Raw genomic sequence first — 14,354 nt, 5'->3', positions numbered from 1 at the left:
AGCTGGCTCAGGCGGCCAGTGCGGCGTAGCGACCGTTGCGGTCCAGCAGGCTGTCGTGGGTGCCGGCCTCGACGATGCGGCCGTGGTCGAGCACCGCGATCTGGTCGGCGTCGCGCACCGTGGACAGCCGGTGGGCGATGGTGATCGTGGTACGCCCCTCGGCGAGGACGTCGAACGCCCGCTGCACGGCCCGTTCGGTCTCGGTGTCCAGCGCGCTCGTGGCCTCGTCGAGGACCAGGATGCGCGGGTCGCGCAGCAGCGTACGGGCGATGGCGAGGCGTTGCTTCTCGCCGCCGGAGAATCGGTGCCCACGGGAGCCGACCATCGTGTCGTACCCGTCGGGCAGCCCGGCGATCAGATCGTGGATCTGGGCGGCCCGGGCGGCGTCCTCGATCTCGGTGTCGGTCGCCTCCGGCCGGGCGTAGCGCAGGTTCTCCCGGACGGTGGTGTGCAGCAGGTACGTCTCCTGGCTGACCACGCCGACGATCGCGGCCAGGTCGGCCAGGCGCAGGTCGCGCAGGTCGACGCCGTCGACGGTGAGCCGGCCGGCGGTCGGGTCGTGCAGGCGGCTGACCAGGCCGGCGAGGGTGCTCTTGCCGGAGCCGGTCTCGCCGACCAGGGCGAGGCTGGTGCCGGCGGGCACGTCGAGGGTGATCCCGGCGAGGGCGGCGGTGTCGCTGCCGGGGTAGCCGAAGGTGACCTCCTCCAGGCGCAGGTGTCCGCGTACGCCGGTGGGGTCGAGGTGGACCGGCTCGGCGGGGTCGGCCACGTCGACCGGCAGGTCGAGGTACTCGAAGATCCGGGCGAAGAGCGCCAGCGACGCGGTGAGCGAGACGCCCACGTTGAGCAGGCCCATCAGTGGCCGGAACAGGCCGCCCTGCAGCGCGGTGAAGGCGACGAGGGTGCCGATACTCAGCGTGCCGGCGGTGCCGGGCAGCCCGGCGGCGAGGTAGATGACCGCGGGTACGGCGGCGAAGATGATGCTCATCGAGGCCATCCGCCAGCGGCCGGCCAGTTCGCTGCGCAGTTCCAGGTCGACGAGTCGTTCCGAGGAGGCGGTGAACCTGTCGATCAGCGCGGGGCCGGTGCCGAGGGTCTTGGCGAGTTGCACGCCGCTGATCGACAGGCCTTCCTCGACGGTGACGTTGAGGTCGGCGAGTTCGCGTTGCCGCTGGGCGGTTATCTCGCGGCGCATCCGGGCGACCCGGAGGGTCAGCCAGATCGCCGGCGGCAGCACCACGAGCGAGACGAGGGAGAGCTGCCAGGAGAGCGCGACCATGGCCACGGCGGTGGCGACGACAGTGGTGAGGTTGGCGGCGACGGCGGTGGCGGTCGAGGTGACCACCGACTGCATGCCGCCGATGTCGTTGGTGATCCGGGACTGCACCTCGCCGGTGCGGGTGCGGGTGAAGAAGCCCAGCGACTGGCGCTGGAGGTGGCTGAAGACGTCGGTGCGCAGCCGGTGCATGACCCGCTGCCCGACCTGGGTGGAGATCCAGGTCTGCACGACGCCGAGGGCGGAGGTCACGGCCGCGACGGCGACCATGCCGAGGACGAGCCAGACCAGCAGGGTCACGTCGCCCTGCGGCAGGGCGCGGTCGATCACGGTACGCAGGAGGAAGGGGGTCGCCATCGCGATGATCGAGGAGAGCACGATGATCGCGGTGACCACGGCCAGCGCGGGCCGGTGGGGGGTGAACAGGCGGCCGATGCGGCGCAGTGACACCTGACGGGCCTGCGCCTTCTCTTCGGCGCTGAGGGTGCGGTGGCCGCGGTCGCGGCCCTTCGGGGTGGGTTCCAAGGGGGACTACCTTTCCGTCGAATATGCTGAGGTTACCTCAACATGAGGGAGCAACCGCATTTGCTGTTACGGTATTCCGGTGAGCGAGGACACCACCGGGACCGGCGACGACGACAGCCTGGCCGAGACGTTCTGGGCCGTGGCGTCCCGTTTGCGCCGGCAGACCAAGGAGTCGCTGACCCCCTGGGACATCACGCCCAGCCAGTCCCGGGCCCTCGGTGTGCTGGGCCGCCACGGTGAGGTACGCCCCGGCACGCTCGCCGAGCACCTGCGCATCGCGGCCCGCTCGGCCACCGAGGTCGTCGACGACCTGCAGACCCGTGGGCTCGTCGAACGCCGACCGGACCCGGCCGACCGGCGGGCGACACTTGTCGCGCTCACCGAGGAGGGCAAGCGCCTCGGCGCCGCCATCCGGACCGCCCGGCGGGCCGAGGCGGACCGCTTCTTCGGCCACCTCAACGACGCCGACCGCGCCGAGTTGGCCCGCATCCTGCGCACCCTGCGCGCCTGACCGACGGCGGTCCGCCCGCCCCGCACATCAGCCGGGCCCACCCGCCCCCGCACGAGCCCCGGGTTTGCCCCCCGCACCCACGGGTAGCCAGCGGCCCCCGTCTGGGCGGCGGGACCGGCCGGCACCGGTCGGGGGCGACGCGACAGGAGGCCCGGCTGATGTGCGGGATCAGCGGGGAGGCGCGCTTCGACGGTCGGTCGCCCGACGCGGCGGCGGTGACCCGGATGACCGAGGCGATGCGCTCGCGCGGCCCGGACGACGAGGGCCTGTGCGCCGAGGGCTGGGTGACCCTCGGGCACCGCCGACTGACAATCATCGACCTGTCCGATGCCGGCGGGCAGCCGATGGTCCGCGACGACCTGGGCCTGGCCCTGGTCTTCAACGGCTGCGTCTACAACTACCCGGAGCTGCGCGAGGAGTTGCAGAACGCCGGCTACGGATTCCACTCCACGAGCGACACCGAGGTGGTCCTGGTCGCGTACGCGCACTGGGGTGAACGCTTCGTCGACCACCTGGTCGGCATGTTCGCGATCGGGCTTGTCGACCGGGCGCGGCGGCGGCTGGTCCTGGCCCGCGACCGGCTCGGCATCAAACCGCTCTATCTCGCCGAGACCCCCGGGCGACTGCGGTTCGCCTCCACCCTGCCCGCGCTGTTGCGTGCCGGCGACGTGGACACCGGCATCGACCCGGTGGCGCTGCACCACTACCTGTCCTGGCACTCCATCGTGCCCGCTCCGCGGACGGTGTTGCGCGGTGTGCGCAAACTGCCGCCGGCCACCCTGCGGGTGATCGAGGCGGACGGGCGCGGCCGCGAGGAGGTGTACTGGCGGCCCGACTACGTGCGGGAGCCCGCCGACGCCGGGATGGACGCCGCCGACTGGCGGGCCGCCGTCGGGGACGCGCTGCGCACGGCGGTACGTCGACGGCTGGTCGCCGACGTACCGGTCGGGGTGCTGCTCTCCGGTGGACTGGACTCCAGCCTCATCGTGGCGCTGCTCGCCGAGGCCGGTCAGCAGCACCTGCGCACGTTCAGCATCGGCTTCGACAGCCGCGACGGCGAGTCCGGCGACGAGTTCCACTACTCCGACCTGGTGGCCCGCGCGTACGACACCGACCACCACCGGATCCGGCTGGCCGACGACGACCTGGTGCCCGCGGTCCGACGTGCCGTGCTGGCGATGACCGAGCCGATGGGCAGCCACGACGTGGTCGCGTTCCATCTGCTCTCCGAGCAGGTGGCGCGGCATGTCAAGGTGGCACAGTCCGGGCAGGGCGCCGACGAGGTGTTCGCCGGCTACGGCTATCACCAGCCGCTCACCGAGGCGTCCCGGCACAGCGCCGCCGAGACGTTCGCCGCCGCGTTCTTCGACCGCGACCACGACGAGTTGCACGCCATCGTCGGCCCGGCGTACGCGCTGGAGCACGACGCCAGCCGGGAGCTGCTCACCGAGCAGCTCGCCGCGCCCGGGGCGCAGACCGCGCTGGACGCGGTGCTGCGCCTGGACACCCACCTGATGCTGCCCGACGACCCGGTCAAGCGGGTGGACAGCATGAGCATGGCGTGGGGCCTGGAGGTGCGGACGCCGTTCCTCGACCAGGACCTGGTCACCCTGGCGGCGCACTGCCCCCCGCGGCACAAGGTCGCCCAGGGCGGCAAGGGTGTGCTCAAGGAGGTCGCCCGGGAGGTGCTGCCCGCCGAGGTGATCGACCGCCCCAAGGGCTACTTCCCGGTGCCCGCGCTGCGCAGGGTGGACGGCCCGGTGCGCGAGCTGGTCGCCGAGGCGTTGCAGGCGCCGGCAGCGCGGGAGCGAGGGCTGTTCCGCCCGGAGTACGTGGCACGCCTGCTCGCCGACCCGGACCGGGCCGAGGCGGCGGCCGGCAGCAACAAGCTGTGGCAGCTCGGCCTGCTGGAGCTGTGGCTACAGACCCACGACATCCGCTGAGCGCCGCCGATCACCCGGCCGTCGTGCGGGCGGCCAGGTCGTCGAGGACGGCGCGCACGTCACCGGTACGCTCCAGCACCCGGCGCTGCCGGGTCGCCCCGGTGCCGTCACGGCGTACCCGGGCCAGTTGTGCCAACACGTACCCCAGGTCGCCGTGGCGCAGCAGGGCCGGGGCGATCACCGCCATCAGCTCGTCGACGAGCGCCCAGGCGGGCCGGGTGCCACCGGCACGAAGGTCGATCAGCTCGCCGTCGAGACCGTCGTGGGCGGCCCGCCAGTGCGCGGCGGCCACCAGACAGTCGCGGACGGGCGGGGCGGTCACGCCGGCGCGGACGTCGTCGGCGAGGGTGGCGACAAGCGACCGGACCAGCGCGGCGACAAGCACCGCGTCGTCCACGTCCGGACAGACGTCGCCCACCCGGATCTCCACGGTCGGGTACGCCGACGACGGTCGGGCGTACCAGTAGACCATCGCCGCGTCCAGCATGACGCCGGCGGCGATCAGCTCGTCGACGGTCCGGTCGTAGTCGGTCGCGGAGTCGAAGTACGGCGTCGGTCCGATGCTGGGCCACCGTTCCAGCTGCATCGACCGCCAGCTGGCGTGACCGGTGTCGTGCCCGTCCTGCAGCGGCGAGTTGGTGGTGATCGCCTGCACCACCGGCAGCCAGACCCGTAGGTGGTTGCAGACCTGCACGGCCAACTCCCGGTCGGAGACCCCGACGTGGATGTGGCAGCCGCACACCGCCGGGTCGTGCGCCACCGGGCCGTACCGGCGCGACATCGCGTGGTAGCGCGGCTCGTCGGGGACCGTCCGGTGCGGCTCGGCCACCGGGGTGGCGCCGATCGCCACGAGCCGGGCCCCGGCCGACGTGGCGGCCTCGGCGGCCCAGCGACGCAGCGCCACCAGATGCGCGCGCAGCTCGCCGAGGTCGGCGCAGACCGGGGTGACCATCTCGACCATGCTGTGCCGGAACTCCTGGCGGCTCTGGTCCCGGGCGGTGCCGCGCAGCGCGGCCAGCACCTGGTCGGCCACCGGCAGGTTGCGCCCGCTGGCCGGGTCGAGCAGCAGGAACTCCTCCTCGACGCCGAGGGTGAGGGTGGACAGGTCGGGCACGATGCCGGCGGTCGCCGAACGGTACGCCATGGCGCCTCCCCCACTGCTGCGGCCGGCGCCTCGGTTTCCCGGGCTACCCCGGTGACAAACACGCCCGCAGGGCGTCGGGCGGGCGGTACGGAAGGCGGTTTCGGCCGCATGTCCGGCAAGGCGACGGCTGTCCGGTACGCGTCGGCGACCTCCCCGCGCAGGCATCTAGCATGGCCCCTGTGATCGAGGACTTCGCGGATCGGCTCCTGTGCGACATGGCCAGCCTCGACCCCTGCACAGCGGCCGTCGAGGCTGGCGAGCAGGATGTCGACGGGCTTACCGACTACAGCCCGGAGGGCCACCAGGCCCGCGCCGACCTCGCAGCCCGCGCCCTGGGCGAGCTCGAGAGCTTGGGCGACGCACTGCCGGCCGCGGGCCCGCTGCACGCCCACCTCGCCGAACGGCTGCGTACGCGTGTCGCCTTCCACGACGCCGGCGAGGACCTGCGCGAACTGCACGCGGCGGCAACCGGTCCGCTCCCGCTCATCCGCCAGGCCGTCGAGGCCGCCGTTCCCGGCCCTGGCGCCGAGGGCGCGGCCTTCGAGGAGGCCTGGGCTCGTGTCGGCGCACGCGTAGCCGCGATCCCCGCCGCCCTGGACGGGTATGCCCGCAGCCTCCTCCTCGCCGCAGAGCGCGGCAATCTGCCGGCACGGCGTCAGGTGGAGCTCGTCACGCAGCGCTGCCGCAACTGGATCGACGACGATATCGCCCTGGTGGATCGCTACGGCGAGGGGCCTCAGCGGGCGTCGTTGCAGGCGGCAGCGACCGACGCGCGAGAGGCGTACCAGAGACTGGCCGGGATGCTGACTGCGGACCTGGCACCACGGGCCGTCGAGGAGGAGGCGTTCGGCCAGCAGCGGTACGCACTCTGGGTACGCACCTTCCTCGCGACCCAGCCTGATGTGCGTGAGCTGTACGACTGGGGCTGGGACGAGTTCCGAGTGACAGAGGCAGAGCTGATCGCGGAAGCGAAGGCCCTGGGCGGGGACGTGCCAGCGGTGCTTGCCCGGCTCGCCAGCCCCGACGCGCCCGGCACGCTGCACAGCAGGGAGGCGTTCGCCGCGTGGCTGCAGGAGCTCCTGGAGGACGCCATCGAGCGGCTGGACGGCGTGCACTTCGACATCCCCGCCCCGCTGCGGCGCATCGAGTCGCGGCTGACCACGTCGTCCGGCATCGCGTACACCGGGCCGTCCCGGGACCTGACGCGGCCGGGCCGGGTCTGGTGGTCCGTCCCTGCGGACGCGGCGGTTTTCCCCACCTGGTACGCCCACAGCACCGCCTATCACGAGGGCATTCCCGGCCACCACCTCCACCTCGGCTCCGAGGTCTGCCGGGGAGGCCTCGGGCAGCGGCTGAACCTGCTCGGCGGTCTCTCCGGCAGCCAGGAGGGCTGGGCACTGTACGCCGAGCGGTTCATGGACGAGCTCGGGCTCTACGAACAGCCGGGTGCTCGGCTGGGGTACCTGTACATGCAGCTCCTGCGCGCGGCCCGGGTCGTGCTCGACATCGGCCTGCACCTGCGACTGCCGATGCCATCCGGCGATCGAGCCGTGTGGACGGCGGGTGCGGCGCTGACGTTGTTGCAGGACCGCTGCCATCAAGGGCCGTACGCATCCGCCGAGCTCGCGCGTTACCTGGGCCGGCCAGGGCAGGCGCTGGCCTACAAGGTGGGTGAGCGCGTGTGGCTGGCAGGCCGCTCGTCCTTCCCCGGCGACCGGCGCGCCTTCCATCGTCAGGCGCTGGAGCTGGGTTCGCTGGGCTTGGATCAGTTGGCAACCGCCCTCCAGTCCCGGCCTAGTCCGGTGGCAGACGCGCGCCCAGGGCCGCCGCGCGTGCGGTGAGGAAGGCCCGCTCGGCCGCGTTGTCCGTCCGGGCGAGGGCCATCCGGTACGCCTCGACGGCCTCCCCGCCCCGGCCGAGCCGAGCCAGCAGATCGGCGCGGACCACGTGGTAGACGTGGTAGCCGACCAGGTCGAGGCGGTCCACCTCGGTCAGCGCGACCGCCGGTCCGGACAGCTCGGCGAGCGCGACGGCCCGGTTCAGCGCCACCACCGGGCTGGGGGCGACCACCGTCAGCTGGTCGTACAGCGCAAGGATCTGCGCCCAGTCGGTGTCGGCGGCGCGCCGCGCGGCGCTGTGCACGGCGGCGATCGCGGCCTGGATCTGGTACGGGCCGGGCCGGTCGCGGCGCAGGCAGCGGCGCACCAGCGCCTGGCCCTCGGCGATCAGCCGGGCGTCCCACCGGGCCCGGTCCTGGCTCGGCAACGCCACCAGCTCACCCTCGGCGTTGGTCCGCGCGTCGCGGCGCGACTCGGTGAGCAGCATCAACGCGAGCAGGCCGAGCGCCTCCGGCTCGTCCGGCATCAGCTCGACCAGCAGCCGGGTCAGCCGGATCGCCTCGACGCACAGCTCGGCGCGGACCAGCTGTCGTCCGGCGCTGGCCGTGTACCCCTCGTTGAAGATCAGGTAGAGCACCGCGAGCACCGCGTGCAGCCGGTCGGGCAGGTCGGCGTCGCGCGGCACGCGGTACGGGATCCGCGCGTTGCGGATCTTCGACTTGGCGCGGACCAGCCGCTGCGCCATGGTCGGCTCCGGCACCAGGAAGGCGCGGGCGATCTCGGCGGTGCTCAGGCCACCGAGCAGCCGCAGGGTGAGGGCGACCCGGGTGCTCGGGGCGAGCGCCGGATGGCAGCAGGTGAAGATCAGCCGTAGCCGGTCGTCGTGCACCGGTCCCTCCTCGACGGGTCCGTCGGCGGCGAACAACAGGGCCGCCTGGGCGTGCCGGTCGACCCGGGACGCGTCGCGGCGCAGCCGGTCGATCGCCCGGTTCCGGGCCGTGGTGATGATCCAGCCGGCCGGACTGGGCGGCGGGCCGGTCGTCGGCCAGCGCGCCACCGCGACGACGAACGCCTCCTGGACGGCCTCCTCGGCGAGGTCGATGTCGCCGAGGAGGCGCACCAGGACGGCGACCGCGCGGCCGTACTCCGCGCGGAACACCGCCTCGACGTCGAGCACTGTCAGTCGCCGGCCCCGCCCTGGAAGGGGCGCACCTCGATCGGCAGGGTGGTGGCCAGCGCGTAGCGGCGACCCCAGTGCAGGGCGGCATCCAGGTCCGGCACGTCGATGATGGTGATGCCGCCGAGGTGCTCCTTGCCCTCGACGAACGGGCCGTCGGTGACCAGGACGTCGCCGTCGCGGGCGCGCAGCACGGTGGCGGTCTCCGGGCCGTGCAGACCCTGCCCGAAGACCCACGACCCGGTGGAGGCCAACTCGTCACGAAACTCACCGAGCTGGCGCATCACCCCGGCCAGGAACTCCGGGTCCGGCGGCAGCTCACCCTGCGGCTGGTGGAGGCTGAGCAGGTACAGCGTCATGGTTCCTCCTCGCGGGGGCCGGCCCGTCGCCGACCTCTCATCCTCCACACGATCGGCCGCCGCCCAGATCGACAGGCCGCCGGAAAATTCTCGGCGTCCGGTCCGGGCCGCACCGGTGCTGGCGTCCTTTGCTCTGCACCCGCGGATGCGACGGGTGCGCAGGCACGGGTGGCGCGTCGGCGGGTGCAGAGCAAAGGACGAAGGACGGGGTACGGCCCACCAGCGCCGCGACCGGCCGGTAGTCATGGCTGCGCCGGTTGTGGGTAAGCGTCCCGGCATGACCGTTGACATCCGGGTGGTCGTGGTCGGCGCCGGCTTCTCCGGGCTCGCCGCCGCGCTGGCGCTGAGCCGCGCCGGCGCCCGGGTGCGGGTGTTGGAGGCCCGCGACCGGGTGGGCGGGCGGGCGCTGACCCGGTGGCTGCCCGAGGTCACGCAACTCGACCTGGGCGCGCAGTGGATCGGCCCGACCCAGGACCGGATGTACGCGCTGGTCGCCGAGCACGGGCTGGCCACCTTCGCGTCGGCTGCTGACGGCGCGCCCACCCTGCTCTGGGCCGGCCAGCGCCGGGCCGAGCCGCCGACGCAGGTCGGCCGGGTGCTCGGCCTGCTCGACGAGTACGCCGCCCGCCTGGACCCGGCCGCGCCCTGGGAGACGCCGGAGGCCGCACGGTGGGACCGGACGATCCTCGGCGAATGGCTGTGCGCGACGGCCGGCGACGACGACATCGCCGACTACCTGGGGCGGCTGCTCGCCGGCGGGCTGCTGGCCACCAGCGCGGACGAGCTGTCCCTGTTGCACCTGCTCTTCTACCTGCGCAGCGCCGGTGGGACCGGTCCGTTGTTGGGGATGGCCGGCGGCGCGCAGCAGGACCGGATCGTGGGCGGGCCGCCGGCACTCGCCGAACGGATGGCCGCCGCCCTGCCCCCGGGAACGCTGACGCTTGCCACGCCGGTGCGGGCGATCGAGCAGACCGTCGACGGTGTGACGGCGTGTACCGACACCGGGCGCGTCGCCGGCGACGCCGTGGTGGTCGCGCTGGCCCCGGCACTGGCCGGCCGGATCCGGTACGACCCGCCGCTGCCCGCGCTGCGCGATGGGCTCACCCAGCGGATGCCGATGGGTTCGGCGTTGAAGGTGCACGCCGTCTACCGGGAGCCGTTCTGGCGTGCCGACGGGCTGTCCGGCGTGTCCACCAGCAGCGCCGGTCCGCTCACCGAGACGGTCGACAACTCCACCCCGACCTCGCCGCTCGGGGTGCTGACCGGGTTCAGCTACGCCGCGGATGCCGCCGCGCTGCGGGAGATGTCGCCCGAGCGGCGTCGACGATGCCTGCTGGACGCGTTCGCCACAGTTGTCGGGCCGGCAGCCGGAAACCCGGTGGACCTCGTCGAGTACGACTGGTCGGCCGACGAGTGGACCCGGGGCTGCTTCTGCGGCGCGCTCACCCCGGGCACCTGGCAGACGTACGGCCCGCGCCTGCGGGCGCCGGTGGGGCGGGTGCACTGGGCGGGCACCGAGACAGCCACGCGCTGGACCGGTTACCTGGAAGGCGCGGTGCGGGCTGGTGAGCGGGCGGCGGCCGAGGTGCTGGCGGGCTGAGCGGGCACGACCGAGCCGGCCCGGTCTCGGCGGGACCGGGCCGGCGACGGCCCTGGGTGCTACCCGGCCGACCCGGTCTGCAAGGACCGGGCCGGCGCGGACGCCCCGGTCAGGGGTAGGTGGTCAGGTACACCGTCTGGTTGGCCGCGTTCGCGGTGCCACCGGCGTTGTTGATCACCCGATTGATGGTGCCGACGCCACCGAGCGAGACGGTGACCATGTTGGTGAACCGCACGTTCGGATTGACCGGCACCTCGAAGGACCGCTCCTCCACCACCGCGGGGTTGACGTTGAAGTAGCTGTAGCTGCCCAGCCCCCACGCCTGGTGACTGGTCACCGAGTCGGCGACCTTGTACGCGGCGTAGCCCCGGGTCGACCCGTTCATCCAGGCCGCCTGGTTCGGCACGTCGTACGGCAGCTCGTTCTGGTAGAAGTACGTCCGGCCGCCGTTGCCGTTCCAGATGGTCTGGTACTTCTGGTAGTGCTCGACGAAGAGGCCGTACATGGTGACGTTGTCGCCGTTGACCGTGAGCCCGGTGTCGGCGGTGTTCAACGTCCACCCGGTCGGTACGCCGCTGGCGGCGTGGTCGGCCCGCCACAGCCACATGTGGTCACCGATCACGTTGTCGCTGTTGACGGTCAACGTGTTGGTGGCCCTGCCGACGTGTGGCCCTCCGATGCGGAAGAACACGTCGTGCAGGGAGGTCGGGTTACTGGCGTGGCTCGCCGACGATCCGGACGGCCCGACCTCCATCAGCACCGGCGAGTTGGTCGTGCCGGCCTCGAACATCAGGCCGGCGACCTTGACGCCGTCCACGTCGGCCACCCGCATCCCGACGCTGCCGTTGTCGGCCTGGATGGTGGCCAGGCCGAGGCCGAGGACGACCGTGTCGGCCCGGTTGACCTGGATCGGCTCGGTGACGTGGTGCACGCCCGGGGTGAAGAGCAGGTGCTTGCCCTGGGCGAGAGCCGCGTTGATGGTGGCGGCGCTGGTGCCGGTCTGGACGACGAAGAACTGCGACAGCGAGATCGACGAGCCGGCCGGGGTCTTGTTGTACCAACTGGTGCCCGTCGAGTTGGTGCGCAGCGCCGGCACGAACACCCGGTACTCGCCGGTGCCGTCGACGTAGAGGAACGGCTTCTCGCGGACCTGTGGGGTCTGCGCGATGACGGTGTGCGACGGGTTGGGGAAGCTCGGCGCCGGTGCCCCGGTGACGCCCTGGAAGACCATGTTCCACACCGAGCCGGTCCAGCCGTTGCCGAACTCGCTGTTGCGGGAGTACCACTGCTGCTGCGAGCCGGAGACGACAAGCCCGTCGACGCGGGTGTCGGCCAGCAGGCCGCCGCTGGACCAGCCGTCGCCGCCGTTCCAGAGTTGGATCTGGTTCTGCCCGCCGCGCAGGTGCATCCGGCGGTACGGCGCGGCCTGGGACACCGCCCACCGCTCCACGGTCTGCCCGGCGGGCAGGGTGACCGACAGGTTCTCGGCGGCCCGCCAGAAGTTCTGGGTGGCGTTGCCGCCCATCCAGAACGCCTCGGTGCGGACGTGACCGTTGAGGTTGACGTCGTCCGGGCTCATGCCGAGGCCGGCGACCTGGGTGAAGAAGCCGAGGTTGACGTCGGCGCTGTAGGTGCCGGGCTTGAACAGCACCGCGTAGCGCTGCGGGCCGAACTGGTTGGTCTCCTGCTGGGTGAAGAGCGTGTTCAGTCGACTCTGGATCGTCGACGTCGGGGTGCTCGGGCCGAAGACGAACGTGTTCGGACCGAGGTTCGGGTTGTACGGGTCGGTGGGCGTTACCGGGGGTTCGTTGGTGCCGCCGCCGGTCTCGCCGTAGACCTGGAACTCCCAGAGCGAGTAGCCGTAGCCGGTGCCCCGGGCGGTGCCGTACATGCGGACGTAGCGGCCGGCGCCGGAGACGGTGAGGTTCTGGGTGCCGCCGGCGCCGGTGGTAGTCGAGTAGATCGTGGTCCAGGTGGATCCGTTGTCGGAGGTCTGGAGCTGGAAGGCCCGGCCGTGGGCGGCCTCCCACAGCAGGTTGACCTGGGTGATGGTGGCGCGGGCACCCAGGTCGACCTGCACCCACTGCGGGTCGCTGAACGCGCTGGACCAGCGGGTGCCGGTGTTGCCGTCGACAGCGGCGGCGGCGGGCGTTCCGGCGTTCTCGGTGGACGAGGCGGTCGCCGTGCGGCCCTGGGACAGCAGGGAGGGGGCGGCCTGCGCGGGTGTCGTGGTTCCGGTCGGCGTGAGCGCCGCGACCAGGGCCACGGTGAGTCCGACGAGCAGGTGCCGCACGACCCGTCGGGGACGGGGGCGTACGGATGTTGCATGAGATGTCATGACATCGCCTGTCGATAGGGGGCTACGGGTTGCCGCGAGGGTGGGATCGGGCTCGCCCCGGGGTGCCGTGGGTGGTGCCGCCGATGCGACGCCACAGTTCTGGGTGCCGCCGGTACGGCACCGCGGGCCGGAGAGCGCTCTCGTAGGAGTGTTGCGGCGAGGTTGCGGCGGCGTCAAGACATCGATCTATAACTTCGTTATTTATCCCGAGGATTCTTTTTGTGTAATTCGCCGCACCCCGCTGCCGTCGTCCCGGCTCAGCGGCGGACGCCGCCCTCGGTGAGGAAGCGGGCGATCGGGAGCGTGGCGGCGCCCAGCGCCACCGCGTCCACCCCGAGGCGGCACAGCTCGATCGACGCCTGCTCGAACGGCTGGCGCAGCGCCTGCCGGCCGGCGGCCTCGCGGACGGCCGGCAGCAGGTCGCCGAGCGCCATCGCCGCCCAGCCGCCGAGCACCACCCGCTCCGGGTTGAACAGGTTGATCAGGTTGGCCACGCCCGCGCCGAGGTAGCCGGCGGTCTCGTCCAGCACCCGCCGGGCGGTCACCGAGGTGTCGGCGGCGGCGACGAGGGCGGCGAGCTGGGACTCCTCGTCCTCGCCGGGCACCGGTCGACCACGGCGCGCCTCCCGGTAGCGCTCGATGATCGCCTCCGCGCCCACGTACGCCTCCAGGCAGCCGCGCGCGCCGCACCGACAGGCCCGGCCGCCGTACACCAGCGTGGTGTGCCCCCACTCCCCCGCGCTGCTGGACGCGCCCCGGTAGGTGGCGCCGCCGGTCACCACGGACGCGCCCACGCCGGAGCCGACAAGCGCGAAGACGGCGTGTCGGGCGCCCCGGCCGGCGCCGAACCACATCTCGGCCTGGCCGAGGGTCTTCGCGCCGTTGTCGATGTGCAGGGGCAGGTCGGTGCCCGCGCTGATCAACCTCTCCAGCGGCACCCGGTCCCAGCCGAGGGCCTGGGCGTGCACGACGGCCTCGACGCCCTGCTCCACCACTCCCGAGACACCGATGCCGACGCCGAGCACGTCGCCGGGGGCCACCTGGGCCTGCCCGGTCACCGCGTCGATGCCGGCCAGCACGTGCCCGGCCACCAGGTCAGGCTCGGTCCGGGCCGGGTCGAGCGGGTACTCGACGCTGGCCAGCAGGGTCATCGCGAAGTCGAACAGCTCCACCCGGACCCGGGTCTCGCCGACGTCCACGCCGACCACGAAGGCGAAGCGGGGCGCGATCCGCAGCAGCATGCTGGGCCGGCCGCCGTCGGACTCGGCGGCCCCGGCCTCGGCGACCAGCCCCTCGTCGATCAGGTCGGCCACCACGTTGCTGACCGCCGGCTGACTCAGCCCGGTGCTGCGCACCAGGTCCTGGCGGGTGAGCGGGCCGTCGAGGAAGAGCTTGGTCAGCAGCGCGGACCGATTGCGCAGCCGCACGCTGCGGTTGGTGGCACGCGCCAGCTCCACTCGACACCCCGTTCTGGTTGGCCGTTCGAGGCGACTGTAACCGCACCGTGCTTGACGACCCACCGGCCAGCCACTTTAATGACGACATAATTTAAGCCGTGATGTAACTCCCGGGAAACGCCGACGGACTCCGACGGCGCACCCCCGAACCCTGTCCCGCAGCCGGCCGCCCGTCGTCTCGACCCC

At 72.7% G+C, this 14,354-nt stretch carries 10 protein-coding genes; 4 read left to right on the top strand and 6 right to left on the bottom strand.

The features are described from left to right. Window positions 1-7: 7 nt before the first annotated feature. Window positions 8-1,801 (bottom strand): ABC transporter ATP-binding protein, encoded by a 1,794-nt coding sequence (locus ACLQ29_RS20365; RefSeq protein WP_425773074.1) that lies wholly within the window; start codon window positions 1,799-1,801, stop codon window positions 8-10. Window positions 1,802-1,880: 79 nt separating this feature from the next. Between ACLQ29_RS20365 and ACLQ29_RS20360 the strand changes: the two genes are divergently transcribed. Then, complete coding sequence (locus ACLQ29_RS20360; protein ID WP_425773073.1) at window positions 1,881-2,312, top strand: MarR family winged helix-turn-helix transcriptional regulator; 432 nt, start codon at window positions 1,881-1,883, stop codon at window positions 2,310-2,312. A 158-nt stretch (window positions 2,313-2,470) separates the two neighbouring features. Beyond that, window positions 2,471-4,255, top strand: coding sequence for an N-acetylglutaminylglutamine amidotransferase (locus ACLQ29_RS20355; RefSeq protein ID WP_425773072.1), 1,785 nt, complete (start codon window positions 2,471-2,473; stop codon window positions 4,253-4,255). 10 nt (window positions 4,256-4,265) lie between these two features. Here ACLQ29_RS20355 and ACLQ29_RS20350 read toward each other — a convergent pair whose 3' ends face one another. Continuing rightward, a complete protein-coding gene (locus tag ACLQ29_RS20350; protein ID WP_425773071.1) occupies window positions 4,266-5,399 on the bottom strand; it encodes a carboxylate-amine ligase in 1,134 nt (377 codons plus the stop codon). 179 nt (window positions 5,400-5,578) lie between these two features. Between ACLQ29_RS20350 and ACLQ29_RS20345 the strand changes: the two genes are divergently transcribed. Then, on the top strand, window positions 5,579-7,240 hold the full coding sequence (locus tag ACLQ29_RS20345; protein ID WP_425773070.1) for a DUF885 domain-containing protein: 1,662 nt from the start codon (window positions 5,579-5,581) through the stop codon (window positions 7,238-7,240). Here the strand turns inward: ACLQ29_RS20345 and ACLQ29_RS20340 are convergent. Both ACLQ29_RS20340 and ACLQ29_RS20335 read right to left on the bottom strand, forming a co-directional pair. Continuing rightward, window positions 7,194-8,414, bottom strand: coding sequence for an RNA polymerase sigma factor (locus tag ACLQ29_RS20340; protein ID WP_425773069.1), 1,221 nt, complete (start codon window positions 8,412-8,414; stop codon window positions 7,194-7,196). The genes ACLQ29_RS20345 and ACLQ29_RS20340 overlap by 47 nt on opposite strands. 2 nt (window positions 8,415-8,416) lie before the next feature. Then, window positions 8,417-8,773, bottom strand: a complete 357-nt coding sequence (locus ACLQ29_RS20335) for a YciI family protein (RefSeq protein WP_425773068.1) — start codon at window positions 8,771-8,773, stop codon at window positions 8,417-8,419. A 277-nt stretch (window positions 8,774-9,050) separates the two neighbouring features. On the opposite strand from ACLQ29_RS20335, the gene ACLQ29_RS20330 reads away from it, so the two are divergent. Next, the gene (locus ACLQ29_RS20330) at window positions 9,051-10,373 is read left to right on the top strand and encodes a flavin monoamine oxidase family protein (protein WP_425773067.1); all 1,323 of its coding nucleotides are present in this window, start codon (window positions 9,051-9,053) and stop codon (window positions 10,371-10,373) included. A gap of 109 nt (window positions 10,374-10,482) precedes the next feature. On the opposite strand, the gene ACLQ29_RS20325 is transcribed toward ACLQ29_RS20330, so the two are convergent. Then, window positions 10,483-12,711, bottom strand: coding sequence for a discoidin domain-containing protein (locus ACLQ29_RS20325; protein WP_425773066.1), 2,229 nt, complete (start codon window positions 12,709-12,711; stop codon window positions 10,483-10,485). A 257-nt stretch (window positions 12,712-12,968) separates the two neighbouring features. Next, window positions 12,969-14,168: an ROK family transcriptional regulator gene (locus ACLQ29_RS20320; RefSeq protein WP_393371011.1), complete on the bottom strand. Its 1,200-nt coding sequence runs from the start codon at window positions 14,166-14,168 to the stop codon at window positions 12,969-12,971. Between the last annotated feature and the right edge of the window lie 186 nt (window positions 14,169-14,354).

It is taken from the genome of Micromonospora sp. DT228, from assembly GCF_049841595.1.
Classification (GTDB): domain Bacteria; phylum Actinomycetota; class Actinomycetes; order Mycobacteriales; family Micromonosporaceae; genus Micromonospora.
Note: the sequence above shows the minus strand (reverse complement) of the source record. Positions and strands in the feature narration are given on the sequence as shown.